Below are 17,579 nucleotides of genomic sequence, written 5' to 3'. Positions count from 1 at the left end.
GCGCTAATTATTTTGGTTTATGTACTAAATCACAGTAAGGAATTAAATGTCTGATTGTAGTTTGAAACCTAAGATTATTGTTGATGACTTTATTGCATCGATTTGCTATGAGTATGTGGAAATTTTATATCAAGACGATGATATTTTATTGATCAATAAACCCAGTGGTTTACTGAGTTTGTCTGGTAAAAACCTGGCCAATTTGGATTCCGTGCATTATCGCCTAGTGCATGGGCAGCCAGGAATTACAGCTGCATTCCCAAGCGCTAAATTGCCGCATCGGTTAGATTATGGTACTTCAGGTATTATGATTGTTGGCCTTAACCCTGAATCAACTAAGCTCCTTAATAAGCAGTTTCAATCAGGGACAATAAAAAAACACTATATAGCCATGTTGGATGGCTGGTTATTAAATGACGTAGGTCAAATAAACGCTGCAATAGTCAAAGATAAGTTACTCTTTCCATTAGTTAAAATTTGTAATGTGACGGGTAAGTCTGCCGTCAGTGACTATTTAGTATTACAGCGCTTAACATCACCGCCGCGTACTTTAGTGCAATTTACCCCTGTGACGGGGCGTACACATCAATTACGTATACACAGTCACAGCATTGGGCACCCAATTATTGGCTGTGATCTGTATAAAAACCAACATAGCCAACAACTGGCTGAGCGCTTACAATTACATGCCAGCGATCTGTTTTTTGTACACCCTCGAAGCTCCAAGCAAACGCACCTACATTGCCCACAGCCATTTTGATTGTAAGAAAAAACAACTTAACTTCCGTGTTTATCTTGCTATGGCTTACTTTTTTGCTCTTTTGACTTGAAGTTAACAAACCGCGCCCCATATTAAGTGCATAACGCAGACACTTTGCAAATTGGAGATATATAAATGACTGCAACACAAAAAGAAACATTAGGCTTTCAAACAGAAGTTAAACAACTATTAAACTTAATGATTCACTCACTTTATTCTAATAAAGAAATTTTCTTACGTGAGCTTGTGTCAAATGCCTCAGACGCAGCTGATAAATTACGCTTTTTAGCACTTTCAAATGGTGAACTATACCAAGGTGACGCAGACTTACGTGTACGTATCAGTGCCGATAAAGAAAAAAATACCGTAACTATTTCTGATAACGGTATTGGTATGACTCGTGATGAAGTGATCAGCTCGTTAGGGACTATTGCTAAATCAGGCACTGCTGAGTTTTTCAAAAACTTAACTGGCGACCAAAGCAAAGATTCGCAACTAATTGGTCAGTTCGGTGTTGGTTTTTACTCTGCATTTATAGTTGCAGACTTAGTGACTGTTCGTACTCGCAAAGCCGGTGAAGAAAAAGGCGTTGAATGGCAATCACAAGGTGAGGGCGAATACACGCTAGAAGAAATTGAAAAAGCAGGCCGTGGTACTGAAATTACTTTACATCTTCGTGAAGATGAAAAAGAGTTTGCTGATGAATGGCGCCTACGTAGTATTGTAACTAAGTACTCGGATCATATTTCAACACCAGTACAAATGTACAAAGCCGAAGTACCTGAGTCAGAAGGTGAAGATGGCGAGAAAATTCCAGCCGTACCTGGTGAGTGGGAAAGCATTAACCGCGCCACAGCAATGTGGACGCGTGATAAATCAGAGCTATCTGATGAAGAATATAAAGAATTTTATAAGCATGTAAGCCATGATTGGGAAGATCCACTGAGCTGGGCTCACAACAAAGTTGAAGGTAAAACTGAATACACAAGCTTACTGTATATTCCTAAAAAAGCACCATTTGATTTATGGAATCGTGACCGTCAAAGTGGCTTAAAGCTATATGTACAACGTGTATTTGTAATGGATGATGCTGAGCAATTTATGCCTAGCTACTTACGCTTTGTAAAAGGTTTACTTGATTCAAACGATTTACCGTTAAACGTATCACGTGAAATTTTACAAGATAACAAAGTAACGCAAGCAATCCGCAAAGGTTGTACGTCACGTACCTTAAAACTGCTTGAGCGTATGGCGAAAAATAAAGCCGACGATTACCAAGTATTTTGGAATGAATTTGGTCAAGTGATCAAAGAAGGTCCAGCAGAAGATGCAGCGAATAAAGAAGCGATTGCTAAGTTACTGCGTTTCTCATCAACACATACTGATGAAGAAGCACAAAACGTTTCATTAGAGCAATACGTTGAGCGTATGAATGAAGGCCAAGACGCGATTTACTACGTTGTTGCGGATTCATTCACTGCGGCGAAAAGCTCTCCACATCTAGAGATCTTCCGTAAGAAAGGTATCGAAGTACTGTTGATGAGTGACCGTGTTGATGAGTGGATGATGAGCCACTTAACCGAGTTTGCTGAAAAACCATTTAAGTCAATTACCCGTGGTGACCTAGACTTAGGTAGCTTAGATGATGAAGAGACCAAAAAAGCGCAAGAAGAGTCTGAAAAAGAAGTTGCAGGCTTAGTTGAGCGCATCAAAACAGCACTTGGCGATAATGTTAAAGATGTACGCTTTACGCATCGTTTAACTGACTCACCAGCCTGTGTGGTCGCTGATGACAACGACATGAGCTCACAAATGCAAAAGCTAATGGAATCAGTAGGTCAAGCTGCTCCAGAAGCAAAACCAATTTTTGAGCTTAACCCTGAGCATCAACTTGTTAAGCATTTAAATGTTGAACAAGACGAAGACAAATTTGCACAGTGGTCACATGTACTGCTTGATCAAGCCTTGCTTGCAGAGCGCGGTACATTAAAAGATCCAGCAGGTTTTGTGACTCGCTTAAATAAATTAATGTTAGATTTGAGTAAGTAATTGCTCAAAAACTAACATTTTAATAAAAAGGGAACTTCGGTTCCCTTTTTTTATGATCTCAACGTAGTCAATTGGTATAAGTTGCTTGAGTATCTGCGGCGCTTATGGAAGAATTCAAGCTTTATAATAAATCATACTGATATGCTTTTTGTAAAATCAGTATCAAACGAGGACAATGATATGCGCATTATTCTTTTGGGCGCGCCAGGTGCAGGTAAAGGCACTCAAGCTCAGTTTTTGATGGATAAGTACGGTATTCCACAAATTTCAACTGGTGATATGTTACGTGCTGCAATTAAAGAAGGCACACCACTGGGTCTTGAAGCGAAAAAAGTAATGGATGCAGGTCAGTTAATTTCTGATGACATCATCATAGGTCTTGTTAAAGAGCGTATTACTAAAGCTGATTGTGAAAAAGGTTTTTTACTAGACGGTTTCCCACGTACCATCCCACAAGCTGATGCAATGAAAGAAAATGGCGTAGTTGTTGATCACGTTATTGAGTTTGATGTGGCTGATGAAATTATTGTTGACCGAATGGGTGGACGTCGCGTTCATCCTGGTTCCGGCCGTGTTTATCACGTAGTTTACAATCCGCCAAAAGTGGAAGGTAAAGACGACGTTACAGGTGAAGATCTGATCATCCGTGCTGATGACACAGAAGAAACAGTACGTAAACGTTTAGGTATTTACCATGAGCAAACAATGCCATTGGTTGATTATTACCAAGCGGAAGCGCAAGCGGGCAATACGCAATATCATAAACTAGATGGTACCCAAGCTGTTGAAGCTGTTAATCAGCAACTTGCTGAATTATTGGGTTGATAATTCAATCAATAAAAAACCGCCGATTGGCGGTTTTTTTATCATTGTAATGTACTCTAGCGCAATAAATTACAATGCGTTTAAAGCACTTATAACTGGGTCATACTTTGGCTCTGTTGATAAATCAGCTACTAACTGCTTGTAAACAACTTTATGACTTGCATCTAATACAAATACGGCTCGTGTAAGCAGACCCATATCTTTAATGATCAGACCATAGTTTTGACCAAAGTCACGCCATACTGAATCAGATAAAGCAGTAATTTTATCTATGTTCTCGGCTTTGCAAAAACGTTTTTGTGCAAACGGTAAATCAGCACTAATGGTGAGCATGGCTATATTTGGAAATTGCGATGCAACCTTTTCGTTAAAATGCTTGGTTTGAATGCTACAAACACCAGTATCCAGACTTGGAACAACGCTTATTAAAACGGCTTTACCTTGGTAATCGGCTAAAGTAATTGGCGTGAATGAGCCATCAACCACTTTAAAGTCTGGTGCTTTATCGCCTAGTTTTACACCTTGTCCTAATAAAGTGATTGGCTTAGATTGTGCTGATACTTTTCCCGCATCAAGCGTGTTTTCGGTCATATCGGCGGCAAAAGCCATTGAACAAAAGGCACTTAAAGCAAAAGTGAGTGATCGGAGCATAAGGTATTTCCTTTAGAGTTAACGCAATTAGGCTGAGTGTATTATAATCATCCATGGACACCAAGAGTTTAATGCAATTTAAAATTGTAATGTATGGTTACATTGATTAACATAAAGCAGTAATAAATGTTTACATTTTTACTAATAAAAATAAAAGCAATCAGAGAGAGACTATGTCAACATCGGTACTAATTTGTGATGATTCTAAGCTTGCGCGCCGTCAGTTAGCTCGTTCGTTGCCCGATGATTGGGATATTAAAGTTGAGTTTGCTGAAGATGGCGTGCATTGTATTAAGCAAATTAAAGCGTTAAACCCGGAAATCTTATTTCTCGATTTAAATATGCCGCAAATGGATGGCTACGAAGTACTGCAAGCGATTCAAGAGCAAAACTTGGATATATTAACCGTTGTTGTCTCTGGCGATATTCAGCCCAATGCGCATCAACGGGTAATCGAACTTGGCGCGATAGACTTTATCCAAAAACCATGTGATGCCCAAAAGCTTGCCGATATTATCGAACACCATGGAATTAAAGATAAAGCAATGCGTGAGCGGCTCTCACACCGCTTAGGTGAGCAAGTTGACCCAGATGTCAGAGACATATACCAAGAGCTGACTAACGTGGCAATGGGGCAGGCTGGAGACTTATTAGCACGGCTATTAAATGTATTTGTTGAATTGCCTATTCCTAATGTCAATATTCTCGAAGTTAATGAACTTGATATGGCACTGCGATCAATTGATGCCAATGCAACAACGTCAGGCGTGTGCCAAGGTTTTATTGGTGGTGGTGTATCCGGTGAGGCATTGTTACTTCTAAATGATTCTAGCTTTAAAGAAATTGCGTCCTTGATGAATTATGAAGGGGAGCTCACTAACAAAATTGAGCTGGAGTTATTAATGGATATTAGTAATATCCTGATTGGTGCAATCTTAACGGGATTATCTCGCCAATTAGATATGACTTTTAGCCAAGGACATCCGGTGGTGTTAGGCCAACATTGTGATGTATCTGATTTAGTTAAAGCAAACAAATCACGCTGGCAACGTACTCTGGCAATAGAAATTAGCTATGGTATTGAGAACCACAATATTAACTGTGACTTGATGCTATTATTTACCGAAGACTCACTAAAAACTTTGAAATACAAAGTTGCTTACCTATTAGAAGACTAACATTATGCCTGCTGCTGATTTTAATATGAATGAAATCCATTGGTTAATGGATATGTTTAATACCGTAGATGTTGGTTTAGTGGTGTTAGATAGGGACTATAAAGTGTGTATTTGGAATGGTTTTATGGAAAACCATTCAGGTATGTTACCCAGCGCTGTAAAAGATAAAGACTTGTTTGATTTATTTCCATCAATTGATGAAAAGTGGTTTCGTAGTAAGTCAGAATCAGTGTTTATTTTGAAAAACCGTTCATTCACTATTTGGGAACAGCAGCCATATATTTTCCGCTTTAAAAATTACCGTCCAATCACGGGTAAAGCAGACCATATGTTTCAAAACGCTACGTTTATTCCTCTATCAAATACGATGGGAGAAGTTGGCCATATTTGTATCATTCTTTATGATGTAACTGATATGGCAGTGAATAAAAAAGAACTTGAAGAAGTAAATCGTGAACTTGAACAAGTGAGTCAAACGGACGCACTAACAAAATTGACTAATCGAGGTCATTGGGAAGATACCCTACGAAAAGAATTTCTTAGGATCAAACGCAGTGGTGGCACAAGTACTTTATTGATGTTTGATATCGATCACTTTAAAAAAGTAAATGATGAACATGGGCACCGTTGTGGCGATGAAGCACTGCGTAACATTGCTGATTTACTGCGTAAAACATTACGTGAAACAGACATCGCAGGTCGTTATGGCGGCGAAGAATTTGCAGTAACGTTATTAGACACGGATCACAAAGGTGCTGAGATATTTGCTGAGCGTTTGCGTAGTTTAATTGAAAACTCATCCATTTACTTTGACGAAAAGCAAATTAAAGTGACTGTTAGTGTTGGTTTTGCCTGTTTTCAAGATGAATTCGAACGTTATGAAAAATGGATTGAAGCGGCTGATAAGGCACTTTACTTTTCAAAAGAAAATGGCAGAAATTGTATTACTGCATATAAAGATTTGAGTTAACCTTGATTAGTATAAATACCCTCGCGACACAATAGCAAAAGTTTAAATTAAGTTGCTTTGAATAGGCATAAAAAATGACGCAAAATGCGTCATTTTTTATGCTATCGCCAGCAGGTATCTAGCATTCAGGTGGCAAAATAAGCAAGTCTGTTTTTAGTAACCGCATAACTTTTTCAGCGGTATTGCCAATTAACTTACCTTTTATACCTATGTTGCCTACTGAGCCCATGATCACGAGACCGGCACTAAGCTTAGCTGCAATACTTGGGATCACTTGCTCGGCTAGGCCCGCTTTTATATGAAGGTTATTTTTTATATCGTGCTCAATAATTAAATTACGTTGAATGACAGGTAGTTTGTCAAAAGCATTCAGTACTTGTTCGTCTGAAAATACAATGCCTAAGTCTCTTAAAATTGGGGATACATGAACGGTATAACAAGTATAAAACTGACAGTCATAATGCTTAGAATAAGCTAAACCAGTTTCAATTATATCTTTGTTTAGTTTGTATTTAGTGGCTTTTTCGCTACCTAAATCAAGCGCAGCTAACACATTGGTGTTATTGCGCCAGGTATTATCCGCAGCTAAATAAAGTGGTAGTGGGGTAAAGCGGATCAACTGCCAGTCAAGTTCACTAAATTGACAATGCTCGTCAATATGCCGCGTTTTTATCACCATCTCATAATTTTCAAAGTCACTCTCATTGGCTAACCATTGCTCAGGTGCCTCATGCCAAATAATATTTAATGAATAATCTGATTCTGACAATTCGCTTTCAAGTAGTGGTACTAATTCTTTTTTGAGAGTAGCCAACCTTGTTTCTTGAATTACTTGCAATTGTTCAGCTGGCGGCGAGAACAAAATATTACCAGCACTTTCATAGGCAAAGGCGACAATATCAATATGTTTTTGCTTACCAATTGCTTTGTGTTTCGCGTGCAAAATAGCAGTACGTGCAAATTCTACTGAATCAATTAGTACGAGAAGCTTTTTATCCATTCTATTCACTCTGTTGTATGGCGTGAATCATCTGATGGACATTGCCCGAGTATATTCAATTCGCCAGAGGTTGACTCTTGTTCCAGTTTTACCTTAAAGCCCCATAGTCTGTAAAGGTGTTTTAATACCTCATGGTGAGACTTTGCCAGTGGAATATCCTGATGTGGCACGTAGCGCAAGGTTAAAGAGCGATCACCTCTAATATCAACATCATAGATCTGAATGTTGGGTTCGTGATTACTGAGGTTATATTGTGCTGAGAGCGCAGTCCGTACCGCGTGATAGCCGCTTTCATCGTGGATCGCACCAACTTGTAGATTCGGATCTTTTTCATGATCGATAATAGTGAATAATTTAAAGTCACGAATAAGTTTGGGTGATAAAAATTGGCTAATAAAACTTTCGTCTTTAAAGTTTTCCATTGCAAAGTGCAGCGTATCTAACCAGTTGCTCCTGGCATATTCTGGAAACCACTGTTTATCTTCTTCGGTAGGGTTTTCACAAATACGGCGGATATCCACCATCATATTAAAACCCAGCGCATAAGGGTTAATACCCGAATAATAATTACTATTGTAAGGGGGCTGATACACAACATTAGTATGACTTTGTAAAAACTCTAACATGAATGAGTCAGTGAGTTTCCCTTCATCATATAAGTGATTCAAAATAGTATAATGCCAAAACGTTGCCCAGCCTTCATTCATTACTTGGGTTTGCTTTTGAGGATAAAAATATTGTGAGATTTTACGCACAATACGAATTATTTCTCGTTGCCAAGATTCCAGTAATGGCGCATTTTTTTCTATAAAATACAAAATATTTTCTTGTGGCTCTGAAGGAAAATGACGCTCGTGTTTTTTAGTTTCCTGTTGATGTGAAGGTATTGTGCGCCAAAGTTCGTTCACTTGTGATTGTAAGTAATCTTCGCGCTCTTGTTGGCGTTTTTGTTCTTCAAATAAAGATATTTGCTGTGGGCGTTTATAACGATCAACACCGTAATTCATAAGTGCATGGCATGAATCGATTAGGTTTTCGACTTCATCAATGCCATGTTTTTCTTCGCAACGAGCAATATAATTTTTTGCAAATAATAGGTAGTCAATAATAGAGCTGGCATCAGTCCATGTTTTAAATAAATAATTACCTTTAAAAAACGAGTTGTGCCCGTAGCAAGCGTGCGCCATCACTAAAGCCTGCATTGGAAGGGTATTTTCTTCCATTAAATAAGCAATACAAGGATTCGAGTTTATGACAATTTCATAAGCCAATCCCATTTGTCCGCGTTTGTAGTTTTGCTCAGTTTGAATAAATTTTTTACCATAAGACCAGTGACTATAGCCAATAGGCATACCAACACTGGAATAGGCATCCATCATTTGTTCTGCGGTGATCACTTCAATCTGATTAGGATAAGTATCGAGGCGATAATGTTCAGCAACCCGCGCAATTTCGTCTTGGTATTGTTGTAGTAATTCAAATGTCCAATCTGGCCCATCACTCATTCGTTTATTGGTCATATAAATACCTCGCTGTACAGCCTAGGCTGCCCCTTGGTGTTGACGACTCTTCTTGAATAACTCACGGAAAATAGGGTAAATATCTTCAACATTGCGTATATGTTGAATCGCAAAGTTATTATGAGTTTGACAAATATTTTGATACTCACGCCATAGGCTCTGATGGGCGCGGGTAGTGATCTCAATATAAGCGTAATAGCGAATGGTACTGAGCAACTTGTTGCGTAAGATCTCTGAGCATTGGGGAGAGTCATCTGCCCAATTGTCGCCATCAGAGGCTTGTGCTGCATACACATTCCACTCGCCAGCGTTATAACGCTCGGTAATTATCTCATTCATTAACTTCAGTGCGCTGGAGACAATTGTGCCGCCAGTTTCTTGGGAATAGAAAAACTCCTGTTCGTCGACCTCTTTGGCTTGGGTATGATGGCGAATATACACCACTTCAATGTCTTTATAACTGCGGGTCAAAAATTGATAAAGCAAAATATAAAAACGTTTTGCCATATCTTTGGTTGCTTGATCCATCGAGCCCGACACATCCATAATACAAAACATCACCGCTTTACTAGTTGGATGAGGCTGTTTTTCATAGTTACGAAAGCGCAAATCGTAATTATCAATAAAGGGCACTGCACTGATGCGTTTTTGTAATGCGGCGATTTCTTGCTCCATTAATGCAATAGCAGCTATATCAGGTTCAGGCTCAGCCATTAATAGGCAAAGCTGTGCTTCAAGCTCTGCTAATTGACGCTTTTTACCCGCGCTCATCGCAACACGCCTTGCAAGTGAGCCCTGAAGTGAACGCACAATATCAATATTACTCGGCATACCATCACTACAAAAACCAGCACGATGAGTTTTCATTTGCACGAGTTTGTCTAACTGGTTTTGCTGTAAATTTGGCAGTTCTAAGTCTTCAAACAGTAAGTCTAGATACTCATCTTTAGAAATCGAGAAGACAAAGTCATCTTCTCCTTCACCAGAGTCACTCGCTTCACCTTCGCCGGCTCCACCACCTTGGCCACCTTGCGGGCGTTTAATTTTATCACCGGTTGAGAACTGATCGTTACCAGGATGAATTTGTTCTCTATCGCCCCCTTTACCTTGATGGAAAGTAGGTTCACTTATATCCCGTTGCGGAATTGAAATACTCTCACCGCTACTGGAGTCAGTGACACTGCGTTTATTTATTGCATCTGACACCGCTTCTTTGATCTGTTTTTTATAGCGCCTGATAAAGCGTTGACGATTTAACGTGCTCTTATTCTTACCGTTCAGGCGACGGTCTATAAAATGCGCCATAAAGACCCCCTAAAAATACACAGCTGCGTGTTATTGCGATTTACGCACGCGTAAATACCACTCTGATAACAAACGAACTTGCTTTTGGGTATATCCTTTTTCCACCATACGATTGACAAAATCTTCATGTTTTTTCTGATCTTCTGCGGATGTTTTCGCATTGAAGGAAATAACGGGTAATAGTTCTTCAGTATTGGAGAACATTTTTTTCTCAATCACAGTGCGCAGTTTTTCATAGCTGGTCCACAATGGATTTTTACCATTGTTGTGCGCCCGTGCACGCAATACAAAATTAACGATTTCGTTACGGAAATCTTTTGGATTTGAAATGCCTGCTGGTTTTTCAATTTTTTCAAGTTCGGCATTTAATGCTTCGCGGTTGAATAGCTGGCCGGTATCAGGGTCGCGATACTCTTGGTCTTGGATCCAAAAATCAGCATAAGTGACATAGCGGTCAAAAATGTTTTGCCCGTACTCAGAGTAAGACTCTAAATAAGCTGTTTGCAGTTCTTTACCAATAAACTCAACATACTGCGGGATTAAATAGCCTTTCAAGTGGCTTAAGTAGCGTTCTTCAACGTCGGCAGAGAATTGCTCTCGTTCAATTTGTTGCTCTAATACATAAAATAAATGCACTGGGTTTGCCGCTACCTCAAGTGTGTCAAAGTTAAACACGCGCGATAAAATTTTAAATGCAAACCGAGTTGATAGTCCGGTCATGCCTTCATCTACACCGGCATAATCTCGATACTCTTGATACGATTTAGCTTTAGGATCGGTGTCTTTCAAGCTTTCGCCGTCATATACCCGCATTTTTGAGTAGATACTAGAGTTTTCTGGATCTTTTAACCGTGATAGCGTGGTAAATTTTGCCAATGTTTCCAGTGTGCCTGGCGCGCAAGGAGCATTATATAATTCACTATGTTCCAATAGCTTGTCGTAGATTTTTACCTCTTCAGATGCACGTAAACAATACGGCACTTTGACGATGTAAACACGGTCTAAAAAGGCTTCATTGTTCTTGTTGTTTTTAAAGGTCTGCCATTCTGATTCGTTTGAATGAGCCAAAATCATGCCATTAAAGGGCAGTGCACTAATACCTTCGGTGCCATTATAATTTCCCTCTTGCGTGGCTGTTAAAAGCGGATGCAATACTTTGATTGGCGCTTTAAACATCTCAACAAATTCCATTAAACCTTGATTTGCAAGACATAATGAACCGGAATAAGCATAAGCATCAGCATCGTTTTGAGCAAAATGTTCTAGTTTGCGAATATCAACTTTACCGACTAAAGCGGAAATATCTTGGTTGTTTTCATCCCCAGGTTCAGTTTTTGCAATAGCAATTTGATTTAAAATAGAGGGGTAGCGTTTTACCACTCTAAACTGGCTAATATCACCATTAAATTCAGATAAGCGCTTAGTGGCCCATGGTGACATAATGGTTTTTAAGTAACGGGGCTTTATTCCGTATTCTTTTGCCATCAGCTCAGCATCTTCATTAGGATCAAAAAGCGCCAACGGGTGGTCATTGACCGGTGAGCCTTTAATTGAGTAAATAGGCACTTGTTGCATTAAATATTTTAGCTTTTCGGCAATCGATGATTTACCACCGCCAACAGGTCCAAGTAGATAAAGCACTTGTTTACATTCTTCAAGGCCTTGCGCGGCATGTTTTAGGTAAGAAACGATTTGTTCAATCGCATCCTCCATACCGTAAAAATCATTAAAGGCAGGGTAACGTGCTACTACTCTGTTTGAAAATAATCGACTTAACCGTGCATCCTTTGAAGTATCGATCATTTTTGGCTCACCAATGGCCGCTAATAATCGCTCTGGTGCGCTGGCATAAGCCGATTTATCAGTTTTACAAATCTCTAAGAACTCAGCGATACTATACTCTTCTTCTTGTGCCGCCTCGTATCGTGCTTGGTAATGCTCAAAAATACTCATGGAAACCTCCGAAAAACCTGCTTAAACTAGGTGCTTACAAATTAAAAAAGAAGCAAAGGTTATTTAAAGCTTAGTCACGAATTTGATTTTTTGTGCAATAAAATTAAAAATTTATGTTAGAAAACAAAAAAGACGCCGGAGCGTCTTTTAAATTGGGCTTGCTCAGAACGAGCAATCAATTATGCGAAGTTAGCGTTCGCGAATTCCCAGTTAACAAGCGACCAGAATGCTTTTAAGTAGTCTGGACGAACGTTACGGAAATCAATGTAGTAAGCATGTTCCCACAGGTCCACAGTCAGGATCGGTGTTACACCGTCTTGAGTTAGTGGCGTTGCTGCGTTAGAAGTATTAACGATGTCTAAAGAACCATCAGCTAATTTAACTAACCATGTCCAGCTTGAACCAAAGTTGTTTACTGCTTTATCATCAAAAGCTGCTTGGAATGCTTCAAAAGAACCCCATTTAGCATTGATAGCATCTGCAACAGCGCCTGTTGCTTCGCCACCGCCATTTGGAGATAGGCTGTTCCAGTAAAAAGTATGGTTCCAGATCTGTGCTGCATTGTTAAATACGCCACCTTCAGAAGAACATACGATTTCTTCAAGTGATTTACCTTCAAATTCAGTACCTGGGATTAAACCGTTAAGTTTAGTCACATAAGTGTTGTGGTGCTTGCCGTGGTGAAACTCTAATGTTTCTTGTGAAATATGTGGCTCAAGTGCATTAATTGCATATGGTAGTGACGGTAGTTCAAATGCCATTTTTTATCTCCATCTTCTTTTGGTTGATAGTTCAAATAGTAATAGTTAATGCCTGTTCAAACAGGGTAGTTACCTATACCAAATGAGATTATAGTGTTACTATAATTGTTGAGTATTTTACTCAAGTTTTAGCAAACAGCAATGCCAAACAGCAGTGCAAATGCAAGACTATTTCGATTGCGGCTTTATTTGCCCACTTTAAGATACATATATGAGGCTTAATGAAAATTTTTCAAGCCTTAATATGTTCAGCTATCGTCACTTTTGAGGTTGTAGATGGAAACCATTGATAAAATTAAACAGCAGATTTCTGAAAATCCAATTATCCTTTATATGAAAGGATCGCCTAAATTACCAAATTGTGGTTTTTCTTCACAAGCATCTCAAGCATTAATGTCATGCGGTGAACCGTTTGCCTATGTTGATATTTTACTAAATCCTGATATCCGAGCTGAATTACCAGCATATGCCAATTGGCCAACATTTCCACAACTGTGGGTTGATGGCGAATTAATTGGTGGTTGTGACATTATCATTGAAATGTTTCAACGTGGTGAATTACAACCACTGATCACCGAAACAGCAGCTAAATATAAAGAAGCTGACGCTGAGTAACGTTTATCAGCAAATCAACAAAAAGCCGCTTAATTGCGGCTTTTTTGTGATTGTTTGTTAGGACCGTGGGGCAGAATGACATGAACACTAAGCCCACCGTGCTTACGATTGTGTAAGCTAATTTGACCATGATGCGCTTCGACTATTTCACGGCACAATGCTAACCCCAAACCACTACCAGCGACTTTAGTTGAATAAAATGGGATTAATGCATTGGCCATCACTTGCTCACTCATACCTTTACCTTGGTCGTTTACACTGATATGTGTGCCTTTAATATTCTGTGTAACAGTGACACTTATATGTTCGCTTGCAGAGCCTGATTCGTGAGCATTTTTTATTAAGTTGATCAGTAGCTGCTCGACTTGAGTCGGATCAGCCAGTGTATGCACGTCATTACTTATATCGAGCATAAAACACCATTGATTTTGCAGTTGCGTGAGCAACACTTGCCAATTAATTGCGCTTGGCTGAGGAGTGGGCAGTTTGGCAAATTTGCCATAGCCTTGTACAAAGTCGTTTAAATGTTTGATGCGTTCAGAAATGGTAGCAAACACGCGGCTAAGTCTGGGTTCGTCTACTTTTTCACTGAGTAACTGGCCGCTGTGCAGCATTGACGACATGGGACCCAGAGAGTTATTAAGTTCGTGACTGATGATCCGAATGACCTTTTTCCACACCTCGACTTCTTGACGGCTAAGTTCGCGGGTGAGTTGTTTAAAGACATATAAGTAATGGTATTGATTGTTAAGTAATAACTTACCGGTTGATAAATGCCACGCTTGAGATTCTTGGTCTTCAGTATCTAGCGTAAATAAACCATCACTACCGCGCGTTAAAGCATTGTTTAACTGTGGATGAGCATTTTCAAGCAGGTGTGCAAACTGACTCCCTTCAAGCGCTGTTTTGGCATTAAAAAGGTCTCGGGCACTGTAGTTACTATAAACAATAAAGCCTTTATCATTTTTTAAAATAACGGCTTGGGGAGAGCTTTGTAGCACTTTATCAAGCATCAGCTCGCGCTGATAGATCCATTGTTTCTCTTGGCGTAATTGCTTTGCAGTTTGATTATACAATTGACACAAGCGGCCTAATTCATCGTTGCCGTTATAAGCTAGTAAGGTGGCTAATTCACCGTCTTTAAAATTAAGCAAACCAGTTTCAAGTGAGTGTATGCCTTGCACCAGAGTGCCGCTGAGCCGAAAAGATAAATAACTTGCCAGCAGCGATGTGAGCAGCGTTGTTATTAATAGTGAAGGCCAGCTTAAATGGGTTAACCAGCAGATGAGCCAAACAGGAATAAGTGCAGAGATGTTACATATCAGCACTATTTTACGAGTGAGAGACAGTGCAGGTTTATTTTTTTCCATTAGTAATCAATCTCAAATTTCTGCAAACGGCGGTACAGTGCTTGACGACTTAAACCAAACTGTCTGGCAACTTTTGCGATCACTCCTTGGTGCTGACGCATAGCTTGTTCTAGTTCTACTCTACTGGGTTCTTGTTTAGCAAAGTTAGTGTGCAGCGGTTGCGATTGTAGAGCAAAATCATCGAGGGTAATGTCGCCATTAGGTTTGAGTACGGCTGCGCGTTTACAGGCATTTTCTAGCTCACGAACGTTGCTGGGCCAATTGTGCGCGAGTAATCCTTGCTCTGTTGTAAGCGATAATTCGCGCTCGCCTAAGAAGTGTTTAGCAAGCGCTAAAATGTCATCTGGTCTTTGCGCTAAACTGGGTAAATTTAGCTCAATCACGTTGAGGCGATAATATAAGTCTTCTCTAAATCGACCTGCATGAATGGCCGCTTTTAAATCTTCATTGGTAGCTGAAATAACCCGAACATTTACTTTTTGTGTTTTTGTTGAACCGAGTCGTTCAAACTCACCAGTTTGTAACACGCGCAGTAGTTTCATTTGCCCTGATAATGGCAGGTTACCAATTTCATCTAAAAATAGCGTACCACCATCAGCGGCCTCAAAGCGACCAATTCGCTGTTTGGTGATGCCAGTATAAGCACCCGCTTCAGCGCCAAATAATTCGGCTTCAATTAAATCATGGGGCAGGGCTCCGGCATTGATGGTCAAAAACGGGGCATGGTTTAAGTGAGAATTGGCTTGAATAATTTGTGCAATGCGTTCTTTACCACTGCCATTTGCACCTGTTATTAGCACAGAGACATCTGACTTAGCGACTTGTATTGCCATATTGAGAATTTTTTCCATGGCGGTACTTTGATACACTAAACCAACTAGGTTGGCATCGGCTAAACTTGATGTTCGCTCTTGCTGGTGGCGCGCATACATTACATTTTGTTGTTTTGCTTGGCCAAGTTCGATTAAGTTATTAACACAGGTGAGGAGCTTGCTATCGTCCCATGGTTTAGGTAAGTAATCAGCGGCGCCGGCTTTGACTAGCTCTATGGCGCTGGCCAGTTCAGTCCACGCGGTGATCAAAATAATCGGTAAGTGCGGGTTGAGAGCTCTTAGTTGATAAAACAACGCTTTACCTTCTTCGCCAGAGGTGGTGTCATTGCTAAAATTCATATCTTGAATAACCAGCGCGATACGTTGGTATTGCACTATTTGTAAGGCTTCAAGCTGCGTTTTTGCAGTCACAACCTGATAGTCATGAATTTCTAACAGTAATGACAAGGCTTCTAATATGGCAGGGTTGTCATCGACAATAAGTATTTTTTCCATGTGAATTTAATCGCTGTTTTTGTTATCTTTATTTCAAAATGCTACACGGTATTAAACCAGTGTAGCATAGGTTGGGAGCTGCTTTATATTGTTCGCGTGGCGATACTCGGTGATATGTTGGCGGCACGTTTTGCAGGGCCAAACACGGCAAGTAAGCTCATAACAAACACCATAATGGCAGTGCCTGCGATATAGCTCGGTGGCAGTGCGGCAATTGAAAAGTGCTGCATTAATAATTGACCAAGTAACAGCGCCGCAATAATGCCAAGGAGCAACCCCACGCAGCAGATCATCGCATTTTCAACTAAAAAGTAGTTAATAATGGCTGATTTTCTGGCTCCTAATGCACGGCGAGTGCCTATTTGCTTGGTGCGTTTGCTGATATTAAATAAGGTTAAGCCAAAAATCCCCAATGCAGTTACCAGTACTAATATCGTGATGAGCACAATCAGCATACGCATCATCAATTTGTCTGCTGCAACATATTCGTCTTTAAGTTGATCTAAGCCATTGATATTGTTGATTACCCGTTTATTGTAATTATTTAGCATCGCGGTTTCGATTTGCTTCATCACAGCGGCACGTTGACCATGCTTGGTTCTGACTGCAAATTGTGCGTAAGTTTTGCCTTGAATATAAGGGATCAGCGCAACATTATTTGGGTGACTATCTTTAAGCCAAGGGCTCTTCATATGATCTGCCACACCGATAATCGTCAAAGGCAAATCGCCAAAATAAATTGTTTTGCCGAGGCCATCACCTTCAGGAAAAAGTTCATCGAGTAAAGCTTGCGTGACAACAGTAACATTGGTAGTTCTCTCAGTAGGTGAATTAGTGATTGTTACTTCATCCTCTGTAAAGTTGCGCCCTGCAATTAGTTTTACACCATAAGTGTCTAAACCATGCTCATCAATGAAAATATAAGAACTACGGATACTTTTACTTTCTTGAGGAGCCGGTTTCAAATTAAAGCTTGATGCACTGCCACTACCGGATAGGGGAATACTGCTGCTTTGTGCTGCATTTACAACCCCAGGTAGTGCTCTTAACATCGCTTCGTCTAATTCAAACTGTTGACTTAAATCGATATCTTTACCAAACGTCATCACATTAAACATAAACAAGTCTTGCTCTGGATAACCGGTTTCTTGATTTAAAAAAGCGACTCTATCTTGGATAATAAATGCCGCATTACTAACGATTGCGGTGGTTATGGCAATTTGAATTAAGAGTAATATTGCCCCGACTTTTGAGCGGCAAAGAGCATGAAATATAGGTTTGATCTCTAACATTA

General features: G+C 39.9%; 15 protein-coding genes. 6 read left to right on the top strand and 9 right to left on the bottom strand.

What is annotated here, in order from left to right; genetic code table 11:
* Nucleotides 1-46 precede the first annotated feature (46 nt).
* The 3 genes from P4S61_RS01170 (at nt 47) to adk (ending at nt 3,634) form a co-directional block, all read left to right on the top strand.
* Nucleotides 47-760, top strand: coding sequence for an RluA family pseudouridine synthase (locus tag P4S61_RS01170; protein ID WP_337117644.1), 714 nt, complete (start codon nt 47-49; stop codon nt 758-760).
* A 135-nt stretch (nt 761-895) separates the two neighbouring features.
* A complete protein-coding gene (htpG, locus tag P4S61_RS01165) occupies nt 896-2,809 on the top strand; it encodes a molecular chaperone HtpG (RefSeq protein ID WP_337117643.1) in 1,914 nt (637 codons plus the stop codon).
* 180 nt (nt 2,810-2,989) lie between these two features.
* Entirely contained in the window at nt 2,990-3,634 is a 645-nt protein-coding gene (gene adk / locus P4S61_RS01160) for an adenylate kinase (RefSeq protein ID WP_064665952.1), read from the top strand.
* Between the two features lie 69 nt (nt 3,635-3,703).
* Here the strand turns inward: adk and tpx are convergent, their stop codons facing one another.
* Nucleotides 3,704-4,285 (bottom strand): thiol peroxidase, encoded by a 582-nt coding sequence (tpx, locus tag P4S61_RS01155; protein WP_145242161.1) that lies wholly within the window; start codon nt 4,283-4,285, stop codon nt 3,704-3,706.
* 173 nt (nt 4,286-4,458) lie between these two features.
* Between tpx and P4S61_RS01150 the strand changes: the two genes are divergently transcribed.
* Both P4S61_RS01150 and P4S61_RS01145 read left to right on the top strand, forming a co-directional pair.
* Complete coding sequence (locus tag P4S61_RS01150; protein ID WP_145242159.1) at nt 4,459-5,463, top strand: response regulator; 1,005 nt, start codon at nt 4,459-4,461, stop codon at nt 5,461-5,463.
* Nucleotides 5,464-5,467: 4 nt separating this feature from the next.
* Entirely contained in the window at nt 5,468-6,433 is a 966-nt protein-coding gene (locus tag P4S61_RS01145; RefSeq protein WP_145242157.1) for a sensor domain-containing diguanylate cyclase, read from the top strand.
* Between the two features lie 118 nt (nt 6,434-6,551).
* Here P4S61_RS01145 and P4S61_RS01140 read toward each other — a convergent pair whose 3' ends face one another.
* The 5 genes from P4S61_RS01140 to P4S61_RS01120 all read right to left on the bottom strand — a co-directional run bounded on the left by P4S61_RS01140 (nt 6,552) and on the right by P4S61_RS01120 (nt 12,972).
* Nucleotides 6,552-7,433 carry a universal stress protein gene (locus P4S61_RS01140; RefSeq protein WP_145242155.1) on the bottom strand — a complete coding sequence of 294 codons (882 nt, stop codon included), beginning with the start codon at nt 7,431-7,433 and terminating at the stop codon, nt 6,552-6,554.
* Nucleotides 7,434-7,438: 5 nt separating this feature from the next.
* A complete protein-coding gene (locus P4S61_RS01135; protein ID WP_337117642.1) occupies nt 7,439-8,953 on the bottom strand; it encodes a SpoVR family protein in 1,515 nt (504 codons plus the stop codon).
* A gap of 21 nt (nt 8,954-8,974) precedes the next feature.
* Entirely contained in the window at nt 8,975-10,258 is a 1,284-nt protein-coding gene (locus P4S61_RS01130) for a YeaH/YhbH family protein (protein WP_145242150.1), read from the bottom strand.
* Nucleotides 10,259-10,288: 30 nt separating this feature from the next.
* Nucleotides 10,289-12,211 carry a PrkA family serine protein kinase gene (locus P4S61_RS01125; protein WP_145242148.1) on the bottom strand — a complete coding sequence of 641 codons (1,923 nt, stop codon included), beginning with the start codon at nt 12,209-12,211 and terminating at the stop codon, nt 10,289-10,291.
* Nucleotides 12,212-12,390: 179 nt separating this feature from the next.
* Nucleotides 12,391-12,972: a superoxide dismutase gene (locus P4S61_RS01120; RefSeq protein WP_145242146.1), complete on the bottom strand. Its 582-nt coding sequence runs from the start codon at nt 12,970-12,972 to the stop codon at nt 12,391-12,393.
* A gap of 276 nt (nt 12,973-13,248) precedes the next feature.
* Here P4S61_RS01120 and P4S61_RS01115 point away from each other — a divergent pair, with 276 nt between their 5' ends.
* A complete protein-coding gene (locus P4S61_RS01115; protein WP_064665960.1) occupies nt 13,249-13,587 on the top strand; it encodes a Grx4 family monothiol glutaredoxin in 339 nt (112 codons plus the stop codon).
* 29 nt (nt 13,588-13,616) lie between these two features.
* On the opposite strand, the gene P4S61_RS01110 is transcribed toward P4S61_RS01115, so the two are convergent.
* The 3 genes from P4S61_RS01110 to P4S61_RS01100 form a co-directional block, all read right to left on the bottom strand.
* Nucleotides 13,617-14,957, bottom strand: coding sequence for a sensor histidine kinase (locus P4S61_RS01110; protein WP_145242144.1), 1,341 nt, complete (start codon nt 14,955-14,957; stop codon nt 13,617-13,619).
* On the bottom strand, nt 14,957-16,285 hold the full coding sequence (locus tag P4S61_RS01105; RefSeq protein WP_337117641.1) for a sigma-54-dependent transcriptional regulator: 1,329 nt from the start codon (nt 16,283-16,285) through the stop codon (nt 14,957-14,959). Before P4S61_RS01105 ends, P4S61_RS01110 begins: the two co-directional genes overlap by 1 nt.
* Nucleotides 16,286-16,368: 83 nt before the next feature.
* Nucleotides 16,369-17,577: an ABC transporter permease gene (locus P4S61_RS01100; RefSeq protein ID WP_149982775.1), complete on the bottom strand. Its 1,209-nt coding sequence runs from the start codon at nt 17,575-17,577 to the stop codon at nt 16,369-16,371.
* Nucleotides 17,578-17,579: the final 2 nt, after the last annotated feature.

The sequence above is a fragment of the Pseudoalteromonas sp. B160 genome (assembly GCF_037162485.1).
Lineage (GTDB): Bacteria > Pseudomonadota > Gammaproteobacteria > Enterobacterales > Alteromonadaceae > Pseudoalteromonas > Pseudoalteromonas rhizosphaerae.
Note: the sequence above shows the minus strand (reverse complement) of the source record. Positions and strands in the feature narration are given on the sequence as shown.